The 19,013-nt window shown below is 73.8% G+C and carries 22 protein-coding genes; 11 read left to right on the forward strand and 11 right to left on the reverse strand.

The window, feature by feature from the left end; all coding sequences use genetic code 11:
- The first annotated feature begins 208 nt into the window (after nt 1-208).
- Nucleotides 209-1,030: a DeoR/GlpR family DNA-binding transcription regulator gene (locus ACYVMZ_RS06525; RefSeq protein ID WP_461076487.1), complete on the forward strand. Its 822-nt coding sequence runs from the start codon at nt 209-211 to the stop codon at nt 1,028-1,030.
- Between the two features lie 75 nt (nt 1,031-1,105).
- Nucleotides 1,106-1,582, forward strand: a complete 477-nt coding sequence (locus ACYVMZ_RS06530; RefSeq protein WP_461076489.1) for an SRPBCC family protein — start codon at nt 1,106-1,108, stop codon at nt 1,580-1,582.
- A 34-nt stretch (nt 1,583-1,616) separates the two neighbouring features.
- Here the strand turns inward: ACYVMZ_RS06530 and cds1 are convergent, their stop codons facing one another.
- Nucleotides 1,617-2,741 (reverse strand): L-cysteine desulfhydrase Cds1, encoded by a 1,125-nt coding sequence (cds1, locus tag ACYVMZ_RS06535; RefSeq protein WP_461076491.1) that lies wholly within the window; start codon nt 2,739-2,741, stop codon nt 1,617-1,619.
- Between the two features lie 356 nt (nt 2,742-3,097).
- On the opposite strand from cds1, the gene ACYVMZ_RS06540 reads away from it, so the two are divergent.
- A complete protein-coding gene (locus tag ACYVMZ_RS06540) occupies nt 3,098-3,421 on the forward strand; it encodes a hypothetical protein (RefSeq protein WP_461077089.1) in 324 nt (107 codons plus the stop codon).
- A 195-nt stretch (nt 3,422-3,616) separates the two neighbouring features.
- The gene (locus tag ACYVMZ_RS06545; protein WP_461076493.1) at nt 3,617-4,159 is read left to right on the forward strand and encodes an ATP-binding protein; all 543 of its coding nucleotides are present in this window, start codon (nt 3,617-3,619) and stop codon (nt 4,157-4,159) included.
- Between the two features lie 38 nt (nt 4,160-4,197).
- On the opposite strand, the gene ACYVMZ_RS06550 is transcribed toward ACYVMZ_RS06545, so the two are convergent.
- The 3 genes from ACYVMZ_RS06550 to ACYVMZ_RS06560 are packed head-to-tail and all read right to left on the reverse strand — an operon-like array spanning nt 4,198 to nt 7,783.
- Nucleotides 4,198-6,759: an ABC transporter permease gene (locus ACYVMZ_RS06550; RefSeq protein ID WP_461076495.1), complete on the reverse strand. Its 2,562-nt coding sequence runs from the start codon at nt 6,757-6,759 to the stop codon at nt 4,198-4,200.
- Nucleotides 6,756-7,505 (reverse strand): ABC transporter ATP-binding protein, encoded by a 750-nt coding sequence (locus ACYVMZ_RS06555; RefSeq protein WP_461076497.1) that lies wholly within the window; start codon nt 7,503-7,505, stop codon nt 6,756-6,758. Before ACYVMZ_RS06555 ends, ACYVMZ_RS06550 begins: the two co-directional genes overlap by 4 nt.
- On the reverse strand, nt 7,502-7,783 hold the full coding sequence (locus ACYVMZ_RS06560) for an SHOCT domain-containing protein (RefSeq protein WP_461076499.1): 282 nt from the start codon (nt 7,781-7,783) through the stop codon (nt 7,502-7,504). The genes ACYVMZ_RS06555 and ACYVMZ_RS06560 overlap by 4 nt, the downstream gene beginning before the upstream one ends.
- A gap of 190 nt (nt 7,784-7,973) precedes the next feature.
- On the opposite strand from ACYVMZ_RS06560, the gene ACYVMZ_RS06565 reads away from it, so the two are divergent.
- The 4 genes from ACYVMZ_RS06565 to ACYVMZ_RS06580 are packed head-to-tail and all read left to right on the forward strand — an operon-like array spanning nt 7,974 to nt 10,248.
- Nucleotides 7,974-8,546, forward strand: a complete 573-nt coding sequence (locus ACYVMZ_RS06565; protein ID WP_461076501.1) for a TetR/AcrR family transcriptional regulator — start codon at nt 7,974-7,976, stop codon at nt 8,544-8,546.
- A 25-nt stretch (nt 8,547-8,571) separates the two neighbouring features.
- Complete coding sequence (locus tag ACYVMZ_RS06570) at nt 8,572-9,150, forward strand: DUF4865 family protein (protein WP_461076503.1); 579 nt, start codon at nt 8,572-8,574, stop codon at nt 9,148-9,150.
- Nucleotides 9,147-10,055, forward strand: coding sequence for a phosphotriesterase family protein (locus ACYVMZ_RS06575; RefSeq protein ID WP_461076505.1), 909 nt, complete (start codon nt 9,147-9,149; stop codon nt 10,053-10,055). Before ACYVMZ_RS06570 ends, ACYVMZ_RS06575 begins: the two co-directional genes overlap by 4 nt.
- A 43-nt stretch (nt 10,056-10,098) precedes the next feature.
- Entirely contained in the window at nt 10,099-10,248 is a 150-nt protein-coding gene (locus ACYVMZ_RS06580; protein ID WP_461076507.1) for a hypothetical protein, read from the forward strand.
- A gap of 177 nt (nt 10,249-10,425) precedes the next feature.
- On the opposite strand, the gene ACYVMZ_RS06585 is transcribed toward ACYVMZ_RS06580, so the two are convergent.
- From ACYVMZ_RS06585 to ACYVMZ_RS06595, 3 genes are read right to left on the reverse strand one after another with little or no spacing between them, the layout of a single operon-like run.
- A complete protein-coding gene (locus ACYVMZ_RS06585) occupies nt 10,426-10,650 on the reverse strand; it encodes an alcohol dehydrogenase catalytic domain-containing protein (RefSeq protein ID WP_461076509.1) in 225 nt (74 codons plus the stop codon).
- A gap of 29 nt (nt 10,651-10,679) precedes the next feature.
- Entirely contained in the window at nt 10,680-11,102 is a 423-nt protein-coding gene (locus tag ACYVMZ_RS06590) for a PPOX class F420-dependent oxidoreductase (RefSeq protein WP_461076511.1), read from the reverse strand.
- A 29-nt stretch (nt 11,103-11,131) separates the two neighbouring features.
- Complete coding sequence (locus ACYVMZ_RS06595; RefSeq protein ID WP_461076513.1) at nt 11,132-12,022, reverse strand: NAD(P)-dependent oxidoreductase; 891 nt, start codon at nt 12,020-12,022, stop codon at nt 11,132-11,134.
- Between the two features lie 222 nt (nt 12,023-12,244).
- Between ACYVMZ_RS06595 and ACYVMZ_RS06600 the strand changes: the two genes are divergently transcribed.
- Together ACYVMZ_RS06600 and ACYVMZ_RS06605 are read left to right on the forward strand one after the other, a co-directional pair.
- Nucleotides 12,245-12,871, forward strand: a complete 627-nt coding sequence (locus tag ACYVMZ_RS06600) for a LysR substrate-binding domain-containing protein (protein WP_461076515.1) — start codon at nt 12,245-12,247, stop codon at nt 12,869-12,871.
- A gap of 176 nt (nt 12,872-13,047) precedes the next feature.
- On the forward strand, nt 13,048-13,833 hold the full coding sequence (locus ACYVMZ_RS06605) for a DUF4389 domain-containing protein (RefSeq protein ID WP_461076517.1): 786 nt from the start codon (nt 13,048-13,050) through the stop codon (nt 13,831-13,833).
- 24 nt (nt 13,834-13,857) lie between these two features.
- Here the strand turns inward: ACYVMZ_RS06605 and ACYVMZ_RS06610 are convergent, their stop codons facing one another.
- The gene (locus ACYVMZ_RS06610) at nt 13,858-15,096 is read right to left on the reverse strand and encodes an ROK family protein (protein ID WP_461076519.1); all 1,239 of its coding nucleotides are present in this window, start codon (nt 15,094-15,096) and stop codon (nt 13,858-13,860) included.
- A 36-nt stretch (nt 15,097-15,132) separates the two neighbouring features.
- Entirely contained in the window at nt 15,133-15,846 is a 714-nt protein-coding gene (locus ACYVMZ_RS06615) for an alpha-ketoglutarate-dependent dioxygenase AlkB family protein (protein ID WP_461076521.1), read from the reverse strand.
- 68 nt (nt 15,847-15,914) lie between these two features.
- On the opposite strand from ACYVMZ_RS06615, the gene ACYVMZ_RS06620 reads away from it, so the two are divergent.
- A complete protein-coding gene (locus tag ACYVMZ_RS06620) occupies nt 15,915-17,069 on the forward strand; it encodes a methyltransferase (RefSeq protein WP_461077091.1) in 1,155 nt (384 codons plus the stop codon).
- Here ACYVMZ_RS06620 and ACYVMZ_RS06625 read toward each other — a convergent pair.
- Both ACYVMZ_RS06625 and ACYVMZ_RS06630 read right to left on the reverse strand, forming a co-directional pair.
- Nucleotides 17,038-18,018 (reverse strand): class II fructose-bisphosphate aldolase, encoded by a 981-nt coding sequence (locus tag ACYVMZ_RS06625; RefSeq protein ID WP_461076523.1) that lies wholly within the window; start codon nt 18,016-18,018, stop codon nt 17,038-17,040. The genes ACYVMZ_RS06620 and ACYVMZ_RS06625 overlap by 32 nt on opposite strands.
- Nucleotides 18,006-18,917, reverse strand: a complete 912-nt coding sequence (locus ACYVMZ_RS06630; protein ID WP_461076525.1) for an SIS domain-containing protein — start codon at nt 18,915-18,917, stop codon at nt 18,006-18,008. The genes ACYVMZ_RS06625 and ACYVMZ_RS06630 overlap by 13 nt, the downstream gene beginning before the upstream one ends.
- Between the last annotated feature and the right edge of the window lie 96 nt (nt 18,918-19,013).

A 19,013-nucleotide genomic window follows, 5' to 3' on the forward strand; every position in this document is an offset into this window, starting at 1 on the left:
CGGGTAACGAAAGCGGCACGAGTGTCATGCGCGCGGCGAGCAGGCGGTGGCGCGGCCCGTGACGCGACGTGCGAGGATGGGACGCCCGCGCACCGGGGTCGGGGAGAATGTCCTTGTCAATGGGTCCCCTGCTCGAGCGGAGTCGAGAGCCTGGGGAAGGTGCGCAGGGCGTGTCGGACGGCAATGAGGCGAAAGGACCGGAGCGTACGTGAGCGAGAATCAGAACCTCCTCGCGGAGCAGCGGCGCGCCCTGATCCTCGACGAGGTCCGGCGCCGGGGCGGGGTCCGCGTCAACGAGCTGACCCGCAAGCTCGGCGTGTCGGACATGACGGTCCGCCGCGACCTCGACGCGCTCGCCCGGCAGGGCGTGCTGGAGAAGGTGCACGGCGGCGCGGTCCCGGTGGTCGAGGCGAGCACGCACGAACCGGGTTTCGAGGCCAAGTCGGGCCTGGAGCTCAGCGCCAAGGAGGACATCGCGCGGGCGGCGGCCAAGCTGGTCGCGCCGGGCGCGGCGATCGCCCTGTCGGGCGGTACGACGACGTACGCGCTGGCGCACCAGCTGCTGGACGTACCGGACCTGACCGTGGTCACCAACTCGGTGCGGGTGGCCGACGTCTTCCACGCGGCGCAGCGCACCTCGGGCCCGCGGCAGGGCGCGGCCACGGTGGTGCTGACCGGCGGGGTGCGCACTCCGTCGGACTCGCTGGTGGGGCCGGTCGCCGACCAGGCGATCGCGGCGCTCCACTTCGATCTGCTGTTCCTCGGCGTGCACGGGATATCGGTGGAGGCGGGCCTGTCGACGCCGAACCTCGCGGAGGCCGAGACCAACCGGCGGCTCGTGCAGTCGGCCCGGCGGGTCGTCGTGGTCGCCGACCACACCAAGTGGGGTGTCGTGGGACTGAGCTCGTTCGCGAAACTGGAGCAGATCGACACCCTGGTGACCGACGCCGGTCTGGAGTCCGGGGCGCGCGCGGAGATCTCGGAGCACCTGCGGCTGATCGTGGCGGGCGAGCCGGAGAACGGTGACTGATCAGAGCCCTGGCGCCTGACGGCTCATCAGCCAGGGTGCCCGTGGTCGAGGGATCCCGCGAGGGGGGTGGTGTCCATGGCTCGGCGTCTGCGCCCGGTGGGGCTCGGCTTCGTCGGCACCGCTCCCGTGCGGCTGGTCTTCACTCGGGAGATGTCCGCCGCACCGGAGTCGGTGTTCCGCGCGCTGGCCGAGGACGTGCCGGGGTGGGCCGAGTGGTTCTCGGCGGTGACGCTGGCCCGGCCGACGGGTGAGGGAGCCGGGCGGGAGATCCGGCTCAAGGGCGGCCTCCGGTTCCAGGAGACGATCCTTACGGCGAAGGCCGACGAGGTGTACGCGTATCGCGTCGACGTCACCAACGCGCCGGGCGTCCGGGCGCTCGTCGAGGAGTGGCGGCTCGCCCCGGCCGGCACCGGTACGCGCGTGCAGTGGACCTTCGCGGCCGACGGCCCGGCGCCGTTCCGGGTCGCGCTGCGGCTGGCCCAAGCGGGGCTGGGGCACGCGTTCCGGAACGCGACCGTCTCGCTGGACCGGCGGCTGGCGCGCCGGGTGTGAGGCCCCGCGGGGTTGCGGTGCCAGGTCCAGGGGGTCAGTCGGGCCAGACGCCCGTCCGCAGCAGTGACTCGATCGCCGCCGCGTACGGCTCGATGTCCAGCCCCTGCTGCGCCAGCCAGACGTCCGAGTAGTACTTGTCGAGGTACCGGTCCCCCGGGTCGCACAGCAGCGTCACCACGCTGCCCTGCCGCCCCTCGGCGACCATCTCGGCGACGATCTTCAGCGCGCTCCACAGGCCCGTGCCGGTCGAGCCGCCCGCCTTGCGTCCGATGGCCCGCTCCAGGGCCCGTACGGCGGCGATGCTGGCCGCGTCGGGCACCTTCATCATCCGGTCGATGGCGCCGGGCACGAAGCTCGGTTCCATGCGCGGGCGTCCGATGCCCTCGATACGGGAGCCGCAGTCGCATGTGACGTCCGGATCGCCGGTGGTCCAGCCCTCGAAGAAGCAGGAGTTCTCCGGGTCGGCGACGCAGATGCGGGTGTCGTACTGCATGTAGTGGACGTAGCGCGCGAGAGTCGCCGAGGTGCCGCCGGTGCCGGCCGTGGCGACGATCCACGCCGGTTCCGGGAACCGCTCCAACTTCAGCTGGCGGAAGATGGATTCGGCGATGTTGTTGTTTCCGCGCCAGTCCGTGGCCCGTTCGGCGTAGGTGAACTGGTCCATGTAGTGGCCGCCGGTCTCGGCCGCGAGGCGGGCGGACTCCTCGTACATGGTGCGGGGGTCGTCCACGAAGTGGCACCGGCCGCCGTGGAACTCGATGAGGCGGATCTTCTCGGCGCTCGTCGTGCGCGGCATGACGGCGATGAAGGGCACGCCGATCAGCTTCGCGAAGTACGCCTCGGAGACGGCGGTCGAGCCGCTGGACGCCTCGATCACCGGACGGCCCGGCCGGATCCAGCCGTTGCACAGGCCGTAGAGGAACAGGGAGCGGGCGAGGCGGTGCTTGAGGCTGCCGGTCGGGTGGGTCGACTCGTCCTTCAGGTACAGGTCGAGGCCCCACCGCTCGGGCAGCGGGAAGCGGAGCAGGTGCGTGTCGGCCGAGCGGTTGAGGTCGGCCTGGACCCTGCGGACGGCTTCTTTCAGCCACGCCCGGTAGGCGGCGTCGCTGTGGTCGACGTCGAGGGTGGCGCCGGTCCGGGGCTGTTGGTCAGTGGTCACGACGGGGCTCCTTGGGCTGCGCGCGCCGACGGCGGGGCGCGCGGCCGACACACCGATCATAAGCACCTTTCGCACGCTTCTCACCTGCATAAACGCATCTTTGAGCCCCCCAAAGCGCCCCCTGGGGCAAGGCGTGGGGCACGGGGGCGCGCGGTTCCGGGGGCGCATTCGGGTGAGTGCACCGGGCGCCCCTGGCCGGGCCGTCGCGCGGGGTGGTGCCGGGCGGCGGGGGCGGGCAGACTGCACCGGGCGGGGCCAAGGTCCCGGGCGGGGGCACACTGGACGACGACACGAGCCGGTACCGGCCCACGGGAGGCACGGTCCGGCACACCGACGCGCACAAGGGGGCGGGTGACATGGCGGAGCCGGAGTTCACGGCCACGGGGGTGCGGATCGGGAAGCGGCTGCGTTCGCTCACCCGGGCCGGGCAGGTCCGGATCAGCGACGGCCGGCTGGAGTTGCTCACCAGCTACGGCAGTGAGATCGACAGCGCGCCGGTGCAGGCGGTGCGCGCCTCCAAGCCCTGGTTCGCCCCCGACGACCGGGCGCTGGCCGATCTCAACGGCAAGCGGTACCTGCTGACCCTGGGCGAGCAGGACCCGGCGCCGGGCGAGCCGGGCCCGCCCGCGGCGCGCCGCTTCATCGAGGCCGTGCGCAGGGCGGCGGGGCGCGGCGCCTGAGATGTCCGCGAGTTGCGCTACCTCACCCCCTGCGTCACTCTGTTCTCACGTCACTCTGGGTTTACCGGCGATAACGCTGCGAACCAGCCCGCCGGCCACGACAGCAGGCGGCAGTGTCACGCAGGCGCCCTGCTGGATCCGTACTCCGTGTTCTTCCGGACGTCTTTCCGGACCTGACATCGGGGAGTCGCAGCCGTGATCAGTCACCCAAGCAGGCACTGCACGGTGGAGCTCCAAGCCCTGCCGTCGCGGATCGGCCAGGTCCGCAGAATCGTATCTGCGCAGTTGCGCTACTGGCATCTGGATTCCCTGATCGACCGGGCCTCGCTGGGTGTGACGGAGCTGTTGTCCAACGTCCACCGGCACGCCCAGCCCGACAAGACGTGCACCGTGGAGATCGAGCTGCTGCTCGACCGGCTCAAGGTCTCGGTGCGCGACCACGACCCGCGTCTGCCGGTGGTGGGGGACATCGACGAGATGGCGCCGCTGGCGACCTGCGGGCGCGGGCTGGCGATGGTGGCCGCGATGAGCGAGAGCTGGGGCGCGCTGCCCGACGGTGAGTCCGGCAAGGTGGTGTGGTTCACGCTCCCGACGTCCCCCGCCGCCGTGGCGCCGCCGACGCGCCCGCCGCGGCGCGCGGCGCAGGACAAGCCCGCGCCCCGGTTCGCGGAGGTGGCGCCCGCCGCGGAAGGCCTCCGGCCCGAACATGCTCCCGCCCGGTCCGCCGTCGCAGGCTGACCGGGCGGTGACCCTCTCCCCCGCGGGGTCCGCGGGTGTCACTCGGTGGCGATGGCCCGCAGCACGTCCAGGCGGGCCGCGCGCCGGGCCGGGCGCAGTCCCGCGAGGGCTCCGGCGGCCAGGCCCACCAGCGCCACCAGGGCGAGCTGCACGGGCGGCATCGCGAAGGCGAAGGCGCTGTCGGACGCGCCGTCGGACGCCTTCACGAGCACCCAGCCGAGGAACGCGCCGAGGCCGAGCCCGCCCACCGTGCCGAACGCGGCGACCAGGACGGACTCCCAGCGGACCATGGCCCGCAGTTGGGACCGGGTCTGGCCGACGGCGCGGAGCAGGCCGAGTTCGCGGGTGCGTTCGTGGATCGCCAGTGTGAGGGTGTTGGCGATGCCGAGGAGCGCGATGAGGACCGCGAGGGCGAGCAGGGCGTAGACGAGGGTGAGCATCATGTCGATGCCGCCGGCCGAGGACTGCGCGTACTCGTCACGGGTCTGCACCTCGGGGTTGCCGTACCGCTCGGCGACCTTCTCGACGGCGGCCCTGCCCGCGTCCGTGCCCACGCCGTCCTTGAAGGTGACGGCGACGAGGGTGTCGGAGTCCTGGGTGCGATGCGGGGCCCATGCGGCGCGGGTGATGACGTAGTCGCCGGCGAGTTCGGACTGGCCGTAGACCGCGCGGACCGTGAAGGTTTCCTGCTCGCCGTCGGTGAAGGTGAGCCGGGTCGTGTCGCCGGGGGTCAGGCCCCGCTTGCCGGCCTCCTGCTCGGTGAGGGCGATGCCGTCGGTGCCCAGGTCGCGCAGGGAGCCCTGGACGGTGCCCAGGTCGAAGGTGCGTTCCAGGGCGACCGGGTCGGTGACGGTCAACGCCCGCCCCTCGCCGTCGACTTCGGCGACGCCCCGGCCGAGCCCTACGGCGGTGTCCACCTCGGGGAGCCCCGCGACGGCGGGAGCCAGCCCGGGGCTCAGTCCGCTGCCGCCCGCGCCGAACGACGGCGTGCTGACGGCCACGTCGCCCGCGAAGGACCGGGACACCGTCTGGTCCATGGTCGCCTTCAGCGAGGCGCCGAACACGGTGAACAGCGACACGACGGCCACGCCGATCATCAGGGCACTCGCGGTGGCGGCCGTCCGCCTGGGGCTGCGCAGGGCGTTGCGCCGGGCGAGCGAGCCGGTGACGCCGCGCAGTCGGCCGAGGGGGCTGCCGAGGGCGCGTACGGCGGTGGAGGAGGCGACCGGGCCGAGCACCACGAACGCGGCCAGGGCCAGCACGGCGCCGGTTCCCGCCAGCCACACCGAGGGTGAGACCAGTACGCCGGTGAGCGTCACCGCGACCGCGAGGGCGAGAAGTCCCGTGCCGGTGACCGCCCGCAGCCGGGAGGCGCCGGAGGTGTCTACGGCCGTCTCGCGCAGCGCGGCCAGCGGTGCGGTGCGGCCGGCGCGTACGGCGGGCAGCACGGCGGAGCCCAGGCAGACCACGATGCCGACCGCGAGGGGCAGGAGCAGGGACACCGCGCCGACCACCAACGCGCCCTTAGGGAACGGGAATCCGATCGCCGGGAACAGCGCCTGCAGCCCCGCCGCGATGCCGATGCCGCCCGCGAGGCCTGCGGCCGAGGCGGTCACGGCCACGACGGTCGCCTCCAGAAGGGTGGCCGCGGTGACCTGGCGGCGCGTGGCGCCGAGTGCCCTCAACAGGGCGTTTTCCCGGGTGCGTTGGGCCACGACGATCGCGAAGGTGTTGTGGATGGAGAACGTGGCGACCAGCAGGGCGATGCCGGAGAACACCAGCAGGAAGAGCGTGAAAATGCTCAGGAACCGGCTGGAGATCATCTCGTTGTTCTCCTCGGCCGACTCCTGACCGGTGATGGCCTCGACCCCGCTCGGCAGCACGGGGGTCAGCCGGTCGACGAGCTCCCGCTGGCCGACGCCCGGACCGGCCCGCACCTGGATGCTGGACGCCTCGCCGGGCCTGGCCGTCAGGTACTTCTCGGCGTCGGCCCGTGTCATGCCTGTGAAGGTGACCTGCGCCATGCCGTCCTCGCCGCCGAAGGTGGCGAGTCCGACGATGGTCACCTCGACCGGGTCGGGGGTGCGCAGGACGGTCGTGTCGCCGATCTTCAGGTCGCCGGTCTTCGCGGCACCGCGGTTGACGACGACCTCGCCGGACTTCTGCGGGGCGCGGCCTTCGGCGAGCCGGTACGGGTTGAGCTTCGGGTCGGTGATCCAGTTGCCGGCGAGGGTGGGCGGGCCCTGCCCGCCGACGGGATCGCCGTTCGCGCCGACGAGTTGTCCGGCGCCCTGGATGCTGGGGGCGGCGACCGCGACACCGGGGACCTTCTCGATGCGGTCCACCAGGTCCGTGGCGACCGGCTGCCGCACCCCCTCGCTCTCGCCGGGCGTGGTGATGGCGTCGGCGCTGCGGACCACGGCGTCCGTGCCGCCGGCCGCGTTGCCGAACATGGTGCCGAAGCCGGCGCGCAGGGTGTCGCCCATGACGAGCGTCCCGGCCAGGAACGCCACGCCGAGGAACACGGCGAGGAACGTCCCGGCGAAACGCCTCTTGTGGGCGCGCAGGGAGGACACGCTCAGGCGGACGGAGGCGTTCATGAGGGCACCTCGAAGGCTTTCATCCGGTCCAGGACCTTGCCGGCGGTCGGGGCTGCCATGCGGTCCACCAGGCGCCCGTCGGCGAGGAAGACGACCTCGTCGGCGTGCGCCGCGGCCACGGGGTCGTGGGTGACCATGACGACCGTGCGGGCCGTCCGGCGCACCGCGCGGCCCAGCAGGCCCAGCACCTCCTCCCCGGAGCGGGAGTCGAGGTTGCCGGTCGGCTCGTCGGCGAAGACGACGTCCGGCTGCCCGGCGAACGCCCGTGCCACGGCGACGCGTTGCTGCTGTCCGCCGGACAGTTCGGCGGGCCGGTGGTGCAGCCGGTCGCGCAGCCCGACGACGTCGATCAGCGCGTCGATCCACTCGGGGTCGCCCGTGCTCCCCGCCAGGTCGAGCGGCAGCGTGATGTTCTCCGCGACGGTGAGCGTCGGCACCAGGTTGAACGCCTGGAACACGAAGCCCACACGGTCGCGGCGCAGCAGGGTCAGGCGGCGGTCGTCGAGACCGCCCAGGTCGGTGTCGCCGAGGTAGGCGGCGCCGGAGGTGAGCGTGTCGAGGCCGGCCGCGCAGTGCATCAGGGTGGACTTGCCGGAGCCCGAGGGCCCCATGATCGCGGTGAAACGGCCGGCCGGAAAGGTCACGGTGACGCCGTCGAGGGCCCGTACGGCGGTGTCGCCACCGCCGTACACCTTCACGGCGTCGACGACCCGGGCGGCCGTGCGCGGGGTGATCGTCGTGGTCATACCGCACCGCCCTTGCGCGCGGGGCCGAACTGCTCGTCCAGGACGGACAGCCGGCGCCAGTACTCGTCCTCGTCGATCTCGCCGGAGGCGAAGCGGTGGCCGAGGACGGTGAGGGGCGAGTGGTCGTCGACGGTGGGCCGGCGGGGGCCGCGGCGCCCGCGCCACACCGTGCGGCGCAGCAGCGCGATGCCGCCGCCGATGACCAGCGCCCAGATCACCGGGAAGAGCAGGATCCACGGGCCGGGCCCGCCGTCGCCGAAGTGCGCCAGGGTCTGCATGTCGGTTCAACTCCTCGGTCGCGATGCCTTGAGGTCCTTGTGCGTCGCTTCCGAGCGTCGTCCGGCAAGGGGTCCCCGGTCGTCGTACGGCCAGCGGCAGTGCGCGTACCTCCCGGGGAGTAAGCGGGGGCGGGGCGGCTGCTTCCCGCGGCCGCCTCCGTCTGTAACTACTAGTATGTACACTGCTCCCATGAGCACCTCCGAGCGACTGATCGAGTCCACCCGTGAGCTGCTGTGGGAGCGCGGCTACGTGGGCACCAGTCCCAAGGCGATCCTGGAGCGCGCGGGCGCGGGGCAGGGCAGCATGTACCACCACTTCAAGGGCAAGCCGGACCTCGCCCTCGCCGCGATCCGGCGGACGGCCGAGGAGATGCGGGCCACCGCCGAGGGAGTACTGGGCGGGCCGGGAACGCCGTACGAGCGCATCGAGGCGTATCTGCTGCGGGAGCGGGACGTGCTGCGCGGCTGCCCGGTCGGCCGGCTGACGATGGACCCGGACGTGATCGCGCACGACGAGCTGCGGGCTCCGGTCGACGAGACGCTGGACTGGCTCCGGGAGCGGATCGCCGGGATCGTCGAGGAGGGCAAGGAGCAGGGCCGGTTCGCGCCGGACCTGGACGGCGCGCAGATCGCGGCCGCCGTCGTCGCGACCGTCCAGGGCGGTTACGTCCTCGCCCGCGCGTCCGGGTCCCCCGCCGCCTTCGACGCGGGCGTCCGGGGGCTGCTCTCGCTGCTCGCCCCGCACAACTCCCGCACCGCGTAGGGGAATGCGCCCGAGGAGGCCGCCCATGCACGCCATGCAGTACGAACTCACCCTGCCCGCCGACTACGACATGGGCATCGTCCGCGACCGGGTCGCCCGCGTCGGGCACCTGCTCGACGACTGGGACGGGCTCGGCATCAAGGCGTATCTGGCGCGCGAGCGCGGAACGTACGGCTCGCCGGTCAACCAGTACGCGCCGTTCTACCTCTGGGACACGGTGGAGGGCATGAACGCCTTCCTCTGGGGCGGTGGCTTCCAGGGGCTCAGTGACGACTTCGGGCGGCCGTCGGTGCGGCAGTGGACGGGGCTGGCGTACGAGGAGGGTGGTGGTTCTCGCGGGCGTTTCGCGGTGCGGCGGCGGCAACCGGTGCCGGACGGGGCGCGGTTGGCGGAGGTGGCGCGGGACGCGGTGCGGGAGGCCGGGCGGCTGGCGGGCGAGGACGGGGCGGTGCTCGCGGCGGCCGCCGTGGACACCGGCCGCTGGGAGGTCCTGCACTTCTCGCTGTGGGAGCACGACGCGCCCACGGCGGACGGTGACGTGTTCCAGGTGCTGCACCTGTCGGCCCCGGGGCGGGACCGGCTGCCGCGCGGGCGCCAGTGGTGAGCGCGGTCCGCACGGTGCTCGGGGACATACCTCCTGAGCACCTGGGCGTGTGCGACGCGCACGACCACCTGTTCTTCGGCAGTCCCCGGCTGCCCGGTCAGGAGCTGCGGAGCTCTTCGGCCGCGCGGGCGGAGCTGGCCGCGTTCCGGGCGGCGGGCGGCGGGTCGGTGGTGCAGTGGACGCCGTACGGCCTGGGGCGGCGGGCGGCCGATCTGCCGCCGTTGTCCCGGGAGACGGGTGTGCACGTCGTGGCCGCGACCGGGCTGCACCAGGCCGTGCACTACGCCGAGGAGACGCTCACCGGGCTGCGCGGCCGGCTCGCCGACGTCTTCGTCGCCGAACTGACCGACGGCATCGGCACGTCGGGGGTACGCGCCGGGTTCGTCAAGGTCGCGGGCGGGTTCCACGCCCTCGACGCGCACGCCCGCTGGACCATGACGGCGGCGGCCGAGGCCCATCACGCCACGGGCGCGCCGATCGCCGTCCACCTGGAGCTGGGGACCGGTGCCCTGGACGTACTGGACCTGCTGTGCGGGGAGTTGGGTGTGCCGCCGCACCGGGTGGTGCTCGGGCACCTCAACCGCTTCCCCGACCTGGTGGTGCACCGCCAGGCCGCGGAAGTGGGTTGTTATCTGGCGTTCGACGGTCCGTCACATTCCCATCACGCCACCGACTGGCGGATGCCGGACGCCGTACGGGCCCTTGCCGACGCCGGTTTCGGCGAGCGGCTCCTGCTGGGCGGCGACACCACGACGGCCGCCGCCCGCTCGGTGAACGGCGGCCCCGGGATGCCGTATCTGCTGCGCCGGGTGGCCCCCCGGCTCGCGCTCGCCCTGGGCGAGGATCTGGTGCGGCGCGTCCTGACGGAGAATCCCGGCCGGGCCTTCGCCGTGGACTGGCGGTGACGGCCGGCCGTCAGGGGCTGGTCTGTACGAGCTTGCCACGCACGTGACGGCCGGCCAGCTCGGCCAGGGCGGCCGGAACCTCGCCGAGGGAGACGGTCCGGGCCAGCAGGTCGAGTCGGCCGTGGGCGAACAGGTCGCGGACGCGGTGGCGATCACCCGGGCTCCGGCGAGGGCGGCGAGCTGGACGGCGTAGCCGCCGACGCCGCCCGCACCGCCGGTCCCCGACGCCGCCCCCCACCGCCGGTGACCAGCACCGTCTGCCCGGCGGTGACGGGCAGTCGGCGTACCACCGCCTGGTAGGCGGTCATCCCGGCGCACGGCACGGCGGCGGCCGTGGCCGCGTCGAGTCCGCCGGATACGGCCGCCAGGGTCACGGCGTCGGCCAGGGCGTACTCGGCGGGGCCGCCCGGGCGGCGCAGGTCGCCGGGCAGGCGACGCGCTGCCCCGGACGTACGCCGGTCACCTCCGGGCCCACCGCATCGACCGTGCCCACCACGTCCCGGTCCAGGACCTGGGGCCGCGTCCAGTCGGGGTGGCCAGCGGCGGTGATCTGGTAGTCCATCGGGTTCAGCCCGCACGCCGCCCCCTCAGCCACACCTGGCCGGGGCCGGACTTTCCGTGAGGTCAGGTCGACGCCTGGTCGCTGTCCTTGGTCTCGCCCCAGCCGTGCCAGCGGTCGACCTCGATCCAGGCGCTGACGCGGGGGCGCTCCCGGTCCGGGTACGGCTTGCCGGTGTAGTGCCGGGCGAGGCGGTCGATGTCGTCCAGGCCCTCGTCGTCGTACGTCTCGATGACGCGGCCGATGAGGGTGACGTGCGTGTACCAGTTGTCCGCGTCGAGGACGGTGAGGGTGACGCGGGGGTCGCGGCGCAGGTGCTTGAGGCGTACCCGGCCCGCGTCCAGGTTGATCAGCACCCGGCCGCTCTCCCACAGGTACCAGGTGGCGGTGGAGACGGGGGTACCGTCCGACCGCACGGTGGCCATGACGCAGGGGTTGGGGCGGCGCAGCAGGGTGTCGGCCTTCGGGGGCAGCGGGGGCTTGGACACGCGGGCTCCTTCGGTGGGGTTCTCGGTGGTCAGGCGGTCGGCTCGGGGTCGAAGCTGGCGAAGTAGGCGGCGGCCATGTCCTCGTCGCCGTGGCCCTGGGCGGCCGCGCGCTCCAGGCGTGCGGCGCCGGCGGCGGCCACGTCGAGGCGAATGCCGTGCTGCTCGGCGGCCTGGACGATCAGCCGGGCGTCCTTGGCCGCGGTGTCCACCGCGAACTGGGCGGGAGACAACTGGCCGTCGAGGACCAGCCGGGCCTTGGCGCGCAGGTAGCCCATGTCGAGCGGGCCGCCGGCGACGAGGTCGAAGAAGCTGTCCGGGTCGACGCCGAGGGCCTGGGCCAGGGCCAGGACCTCCCCGGTGGCGGCGGTGGCGGCGAGCACCCAGCTGTTGGTGACCAGCTTCAGCCGGGTCGCGCTGGCCTGCGCCCCGTCCTCGCCGGTCCACACGGTGCGGGCGCCGACGGCCTCGAAGACCGGCGTCACCCTGTCCCGGTCCTCGGCGGGACCCGCGGCGAGCACGGTCAGCCGGCCTGCCTCGGCGGGCTGGCGGGTGCCGAGCACGGGGGCGTCGTAGAAGACCAGGCCGTGGTCGCGGGCGAAGGCGGCCAGCTCACCGACGGCTTCGATGCCCGCGGTGGTCGACTGCATCCAGGCGGTCCCGGGGCGCAGGGCGGGGGCGGCCCGGCGCATCACGTCCAGGGCGGCGGGGCCGTCGTACAGCATGGTCAGGACGGCGTCGGCGCCCTCGACGGCCTCGGCGGGCGTGCCGGCGATGTGGGCGCCGTCGGCGGCGAGCGGCTCGGCCTTGGCGCGGGTGCGGTTCCAGGCGCGGACGGTGTGTCCGGCGCGGACGAGGTTGCGAGCCATCGCCGCGCCCATGATGCCGGTGCCCAGGACGCTCACCGTGAGCTGGTCGGTCATGACGTCAACTTTCCTCGTGCATGCGGTGCGGGAGTGCTGTCCGTGGTCGGTGCTGTGTGTGGTCCAGCCTGGCCGCTCAGTCGCGTACCTTCCCCGAGGCAGCCCGGCCAAGCCCGTCCAGCCAGGCCTGGTGACCGTTGAGCATCGGGCTCGGCGTCCGCCGGGCCGGTTCGGCGGCGGGCCACCCGTCCCCGTGCATCCGGCGGGCCCGTCGGAACTGCTGTGCGTGCGCGTCCTGCCGGCCCGAGGGGACTGACCGACCCGCTGCTGGAGGAGCTGCGCGCCGGCCGGCACGACCTGGTGATCGCCATAGGCGTCCCGCGGGTCCGTGCCCTGGGCTCGGTCCCCCCTCGGACGGCCGCCCATCCGCAGGTGCGGCTCGATCTGCGGACCGGGGACGCGGCGGCGGCGCTGGCGCGGCTGGACGAGGGCGAGGTGGACGTGGCGGGGGCGGGGATCCCGGCCCGGCTGCCGGAGCCGCTGGTGAGCCGGACGGTCACGGTCACCGACTGGTCCTGGTCACGGCCCGGGACCGCCCGGACCACGGCCTTGCCGTTCCCTTCGTCCCCCCACCGCGGGCTGGTCCGGGACGCCGCCGACCGCTGGTTGCGGGCCCGCGGCACGGTGCCCGACGTGGTCTGCGAGCCGGACGGCCACGAGGGGCTGCTCACGCTGGTGGCCCTGGGCTGCGGCACGGGTGTGGTGCCCCGGCTGGTGCGGAGCACAGCGCGGTGCGGGACCGGCTGGCGGTGCTGCCCGCCGAGCCGGCGCCGGAGCCGTTCCCGATCGGGCTGTGCGTACGGCGTGCCGATCTGCGGCGGCCGCTGGTGGCGGCGTTGTGGAGCCTGACGGCCGAGGCAGCCGGGGAGCCTCACGGCTCGGGCTGAGGCGACCTGCGGCGGCCGGCCTGACGTCGTTCACCTGTCCGGAGCCCGGCGGATGCGGGCCTGGCGTGCTCGGCCGACGATCGGCGGGAGGCTCGCGTGTCGCGAGGCCCGCCCACGGCGTCGGTGAGGAGAGACCACATGGTGAGCGAGCGGACCACCGCCGACGAGCCTCGTGATGCCGAGACGGGCGAGTGGCTGCCCGCCCTGGACGTGGCCGAGCCGGTACACCAGAACCGGCTCACTGTCCTGCTGCGGGCCCTGATGCTCATCCCGCACTTCGTGGTGCTGTTCTTCCTGGCGATCGCGGCCGGTGTCTGCACCGTTGTGGGATGGTTCGCGGCCCTGGTGCTGGGGCACCTGCCCGGACGGATCGCCGGGTTCCTCTCCCGCTACCTCGGCTACCGGGTCCGGGTCCTCGCGAGTCTGATGCTGCTGAACGGCCGCTACCCGCCCTTCGCCCTGACGCCTCCCGCCGGTCACCCGGTGCGGATCGGTCTGCGGCCGGGGCGGCTCAACCGGCTCGCGGTCTTCTTCCGGCTGATCCTGATGATCCCGGCCGCGATCGTGCAGAGCCTGCTCACCTCCGGCTGGTGGGGCCTGTGCGTGATCTGGTGGATCATCGCCCTCGTCCTCGGACGCCTGCCCCGGCCCCTGTTCGAGGCGACCGCCGCCACCCTGCGCTATGAGATGCGCTTCCAGGCGTACATGATGATGCTCACCTCGGCCTACCCCAAGAAGCTCTTCGGCGACCGGGCCCCGGCCCCGGGCGAGTCGGTCCACTCGGCCACCCGCCCGCTGCTCGTCTCCGGCGCCGGCAAGGCGCTGCTGGTGCTTTTCCTCCTGGTCGGCATCGTCGGCGGCGTCACATCCAGCGTCACCACGTCGTCCCCCGACTCGGACTCCGCCCCGTCGCCGACGTACTGACCCCCGTCGCGCAGGGCCCGGCGTTCAGCCCAGCGCCCCCAGCGGATCGTCCAGCACCGGCTGCCAGGCCAACTCGGCGGCCCCCACCAGGCTGTTGTGATCCAGTGTGCAGGCCAGAATCGGCACACCGCCGCTCTGGCCCCACAGGCTGCGGTCGGCGACGACCGCGCGCAGCCGGTCCGGGTCGGCGTCGAGGAGGGTGCGGTGCAGGCCGCCGAGGATGATCCGGTCCGGGTTGAGGATGTTCACCAGGCCCGCGAGGCCGAGGCCGAGGCGGTCGATGAGGGACTCGGTGGCGGTGCGGACGGCCGGGTCGTCGTAGTGGTCGCGGATCAGGTCGTCGGCCTGCTGCAGCAGGGACACCTCGGGGCCGGGATCGCGTCCGGCCGCCGTGAGGAACGCCAGCGGGTCGGCCTCGACGTCGAGGCAGCCGCGGCTGCCGCAGTGGCAGGGGCGGCCCTCGGGGTTGACGGTGAGGTGGCCGACCTCCAGGGCGAGGCCCGAACTGCCGGTGTGCAGACGGCCGTCCAGCACCAGCGCGCCGCCGACGCCCCGGTGGCCGGTGGCCACGCACAGCAGGTCGCGGGCGCCGCGTCCGGCGCCGTGCCGGTGCTCGGCGAGCGCGGCGAGGTTGACGTCGTTCGCCGCGAACGCGGGTCCGTCGATGCCGGCGGCGCGCACCTGCTCGGCGAAGATCTCCCGCACGGGCGCGCCCGCGGGCCAGGCCAGGTGCAGCGGGTTGAGCGCCAGACCGTCCGGTTCGGCGACCGCGGAGGGTACGGCGAGCCCGGCGCCCACGCAGCGCCGTCCGGTCTGCCGCAGCAGTTCGGCGCCCGCCTCGACGACCGAGCCGAGCACCTTCGCCGGGTCGGCGTCGACGACCTCGCAACCGGGCGCGGTGGCGACGATCCGGCCGCCGAGGCCGACCAGCGCCGCCCGGAACCCGTCGGCGTGCACCTGTGCGGCGAGCGCGACGGGACCGTCCTCGGCGACCGCGAGCCGGTGCGAGGGCCGCCCCTGCGAACCGGCCGCCGCGCCGGGCCGGGCGTCGACCCGGATCAGGCCGAGCGCCTCCAGTTCGGCGGCGACCGCGCCGGCCGTCGCCCGGGTCACGCCGAGTTCGGCGGTGAGGACGGCACGGGTCGGGGCGCGTCCGGTGTGCACGAGCTCCAGCGCGGGCCCGAGCGCGCCGCGCCCCCGGTCCAACCGCGTCCTCGAGGTGGTCCCTTCCCCCGCCGGCCGGGGGTCCGCCTTCCCGCTCATGTGGGCGAGTCTCCCATGATCCGCGGGTGCGGCGGCCTACAGGCCGCTGACCCGGAGCGTGATGTTCAGCCGCCCGGCCAGCCCCAACTCCGGCGGCGCGGTGCCCGCCTGCACCCGCGGCACACCGTGGTAGGCGAGCCGGGACGGTCCGCCGAAGACGAACAGGTCGCCGCTGCGCAGCTCGACGTCCGTGTAGGGCCGGGTGCGGGTCTCGGTGTTGCCGAAGCGGAACACGCAGGTGTCGCCGAGGCTCAGCGACACCACCGGCGCGTCGGACTGCTCGTCGCTGTCGCGGTGCATGCCCATGCGGGCGTCGGCGTCGTAGAAGTTGATCAGTGCGATGTCGTATCCGGCAGTGTCCGCGCCGAGCGCCTCCCGCGCCGCGCGGCGGCCGAGCTCCCCCAGCCATGCCGGGAACGGCTTCACCGGGGCACCGTCGCCGTCGACGACCGTGCGGGCGTACGCGTACGGGTACCAGTGCGGGCCGGGGCACTCGGGACTGGCCCGTACCGCTCGACCACAGTTCGGACATGTCCGTACGGGCCCCCAGTGCCAGCCCAGGCAGACCTGCCGGGCGGTCATCGTGCCGCCGCCGGGGGTGCGGACCGTGCGCAGTCCGGCCGGCGGGCGGGCCCACTCCCGGCAGGCCGCCAGCAGCTCGCGCTGGAGCCGCGCGTCCAGCCAGTCCGGCAGGTGCACGGCGCCGGGCGCGACCTGCGTACGGGTTCTGGGGAACAGCTCGGCGTCCATGGTTCCCATCCTGCCCGAGGTGGCCTGAGCTGCGGCTCGGCTAGCCTGGACGCACGATGAACGACCGTATGACGACGCCCTGGGGCGAGTTCGCGCTGTCCCGTTTCCCGGAGGACCCGCGCGACAGGCTGCGTGCCTGGGACGCCTCCGACGAGTACCTACTCCGGCACCTCGCCGATCAGGAGATCGAGCTGTCGGGCACGGTCGTGGTCGTCGGGGACCGCTGGGGGGCGCTGGTCACGGCGCTCGCGGCGCACCGGCCGACGCAGATCACCGACTCGTATCTCGCGCAGGAGGCGACCCGCGCGAACCTGGCCCGGGCCGGCGCCGAGCCGGGCCAGGTCCGACTGCTCACCACGCAGGATCCGCCGCCGGGCCGCATCGACGTGCTGCTGGTGCGGGTGCCGAAGAGCCTGGCGCTGCTGGAGGACCAGCTGCTGCGGCTGGCGCCCGCGGTGCACGCGGGGACGGTGGTCGTCGGCACCGGGATGGTGAAGGAGATCCACACTTCGACGCTGCAGCTGTTCGAGCGGATCCTCGGCCCGACCCGCACCTCCCTCGCCGAGAAGAAGGCCCGGCTCATCTTCTGCACGCCGGACCCGGAGCTGGAGCGGCCCGCCCATCCGTGGCCGTACAGCTATACGCTCCCCGACGGCGTCGGCCCGGTCTCGGGGCGCACCGTCGTCAACCACGCGGGGGTCTTCTGCGCGGACCGGCTCGACATCGGCACCCGGTTCTTCCTCCAGCATCTGCCTCAGGCGCGCGGTGCCCGGCGGGTGGTGGACCTGGGGTGCGGCAACGGGGTCGTCGGTACGGCGGTGGCGCTGGCGGACCCGCAGGCCGAGGTGCTGTTCGTCGACGAGTCGTTCCAGGCGGTGGCCTCGGCGGAGGCGACGTACAAGGCGAACGGTGTGCCGGGGCACGCGGAGTTCCGGGTCGGGGACGGGCTGGCGGGAGTGCCGTCCGGCAGCGTCGACCTGGTGCTCAACAACCCGCCGTTCCACTCCCACCAGGCGACCACCGACAGCACGGCGTGGCGGATGTTCACCGGAGCGCGGCGCGTGCTGCGGCCGGGCGGCGAACTGTGGGTGGTCGGCAACCGGCACCTCGGCTACCACGTCAAGCTGCGGCGGCTGTTCGGCAACTGCCACCTGGTCGCGAGCGACCCGAAGTTCGTGGTGCTGAAGGCCGTCAGGCAGCGGTCCGGCCGAGCACCCGGATGAGGCCCGCGACGGTGCGCACCATGGCCTCCCTGCCCACCGTGAGGTAGTGGCGCGAGTCGACCGCGTCGGGGTGGGCGGCGAGGAACTCCCTGATCGCGCCGGTCATGGCGATGTTGAGCGCGGTGCCGATGTTGACCTTCGCGATGCCGCCCGCGACCGCCGCGGCCAGTTCGTCGTCCGGGACTCCGGAGGAGCCGTGCAGGACCAGCGGCACGTCCAGGGTGCTCGACAGGCGCTTGAGGAGAGTGTGGTCGAGGGTGGCCGTGCGGGTGGTCATGGCGTGCGCGCTGCCGATGGCGACGGCCAGGGCGTCCACGCCGGAGTCGGCGACGAACGCGCGGGCCTCGTCGGGGTCGGTGCGGGCGCCGGGCGCGTGGGCGTCGAGCGGCGGCTTGCCGGAACTCCCCCACCCACCCGGCACGGAACTCCCCCGCCCACCCGGCACAGAACTCCCCCACCCACCCGGCACAGAACTCCCCCACCCACCCGGCACAGAACTCCCCCACCCACCCGGCCCGGCCTTGCCTCCGATCTGCCCCAACTCGGCCTCGATCCACAGTCCATGGGCGTGCGCCCAGTCGGCCGCCGCCCGGGTCGCGGCGAGGTTCTCCTCGTACGGCAGCCGGGCCGCGTCGTACATCACGGAGCTGAACCCGGCGTCCGGAGCCTGGCGCAGCAGGGCGTCGCTCTGGACGTGGTCGAGGTGCAAGGCGACCGGTACGGCGGCGCGTTTGGCGGCGGCGACGGCCGCGCGGGCCAGCGGGAGCAGGCGGCCGTAGCGGAACTTGACGGCGTTCTCGCTGACCTGGAGGACGACGGGAGCGTGCACGGACTCGGCACCCGCGATGACCGCCTCGACATGCTCCAGCGTGATGATGTTGAACGACGCGACGGCCGATCGCTCGGCGGCGGCGCGGGTGACGAGGTCGCCGGTGGTCACGAGGGGCACGACGCCTCCTGCTCCGCGGCGCCGGGGAGGATCACCGAGCGGGTGAGGTGGCGGGGCCGGTCCGGGTCGAGGCCGCGCGCCGCCGCGACGGCGACGGCGAGCCGCTGGGCGCGGACCAGTTCGGCGAGCGGATCGAGCGTGCCCTCGACCCACAACCCGCCGGTGTCCCGGACCTGTCGGGCCAGGCCCTCGGGGGCCTCGCCGAGCATCCAGGTGGCGGTGGAGCGCGTGGTGACGCTGATGGGGCCGTGCCGGTACTCCATCGCCGGGTAGGCCTCCGCCCAGGACAGCGCGGCCTCGCGCATCTTCAGCGCGGCCTCGTTCGCCAGTCCGACGGTCCAGCCGCGGCCGAGGAAGGTGACCTGCGTGCACTCCACGAGCCCGTCGGGCAGCGGCGCCGCCAGCGCGGTGCGCGCGTCGGCGACGACCGCGTCGGTGTGCAGGCCCAGGTGGGCGCGGAGCAGGGTGAGGGCGGTGGTCGCGAAGCGGGTCTGCACGACGGACCGTTCGTCCGCGAAGTCGAGTACCACGGCGTCGTCGGCGGCCGACATCACGGGGCTGTCGGGGTCGGCGGTGACGGCGGTGGTGCGTACGCGGCCCTTCAACTGGCCGAGCAGGTCGAGGACTTCGGTGGTCGTCCCGGAGCGGGTCAGGGCGACGACACGGTCGTACGCGCGGCCCCGGGGGAACTCCGAGGCGGCGAAGGCGTCCGTCTCGCCCTGTCCCGCCGCCTCGCGCAGCGCGGCGGCCGACTGGGCCATGAAGTACGAGGTACCGCAGCCGACGAGGGCGACCCGCTCCCCCGGCGCCGGAAGCACCCCGCCGTGTCCGGGCGCCTGAGTCACGGCGCGTGACCAGCACTCGGGCTGGCTGTTCAGCTCGTCCTCGACATGGGTCATGCCGCACCCCTTCGACTGTTGCTCGTTCTTGCAAGATATAGCGCGCTTTCAAGCACAATCAAGCATTCGCGCGGCCGTCGGGTGCGCTAGGGTCGC

The sequence above is a fragment of the Streptomyces deserti genome (assembly GCF_054782695.1).

Coding starts and splice junctions, on each gene's coding strand:
- ACYVMZ_RS06530 (WP_461076489.1), top strand. CDS start 1,106: ATGGCTCGGCGTCTGCGCCCGGTGGGGCTCGGCTTCGTCGGCACCGCT.
- ACYVMZ_RS06540 (WP_461077089.1), top strand. CDS start 3,098: ATGGCGGAGCCGGAGTTCACGGCCACGGGGGTGCGGATCGGGAAGCGG.
- ACYVMZ_RS06550 (WP_461076495.1), bottom strand. CDS start 6,759: ATGAACGCCTCCGTCCGCCTGAGCGTGTCCTCCCTGCGCGCCCACAAG.
- ACYVMZ_RS06555 (WP_461076497.1), bottom strand. CDS start 7,505: ATGACCACGACGATCACCCCGCGCACGGCCGCCCGGGTCGTCGACGCC.
- ACYVMZ_RS06560 (WP_461076499.1), bottom strand. CDS start 7,783: ATGCAGACCCTGGCGCACTTCGGCGACGGCGGGCCCGGCCCGTGGATC.
- ACYVMZ_RS06565 (WP_461076501.1), top strand. CDS start 7,974: ATGAGCACCTCCGAGCGACTGATCGAGTCCACCCGTGAGCTGCTGTGG.
- ACYVMZ_RS06570 (WP_461076503.1), top strand. CDS start 8,572: ATGCACGCCATGCAGTACGAACTCACCCTGCCCGCCGACTACGACATG.
- ACYVMZ_RS06595 (WP_461076513.1), bottom strand. CDS start 12,022: ATGACCGACCAGCTCACGGTGAGCGTCCTGGGCACCGGCATCATGGGC.
- ACYVMZ_RS06605 (WP_461076517.1), top strand. CDS start 13,048: ATGGTGAGCGAGCGGACCACCGCCGACGAGCCTCGTGATGCCGAGACG.
- ACYVMZ_RS06610 (WP_461076519.1), bottom strand. CDS start 15,096: ATGAGCGGGAAGGCGGACCCCCGGCCGGCGGGGGAAGGGACCACCTCG.
- ACYVMZ_RS06615 (WP_461076521.1), bottom strand. CDS start 15,846: ATGGACGCCGAGCTGTTCCCCAGAACCCGTACGCAGGTCGCGCCCGGC.
- ACYVMZ_RS06620 (WP_461077091.1), top strand. CDS start 15,915: ATGACGACGCCCTGGGGCGAGTTCGCGCTGTCCCGTTTCCCGGAGGAC.
- ACYVMZ_RS06630 (WP_461076525.1), bottom strand. CDS start 18,917: ATGACCCATGTCGAGGACGAGCTGAACAGCCAGCCCGAGTGCTGGTCA.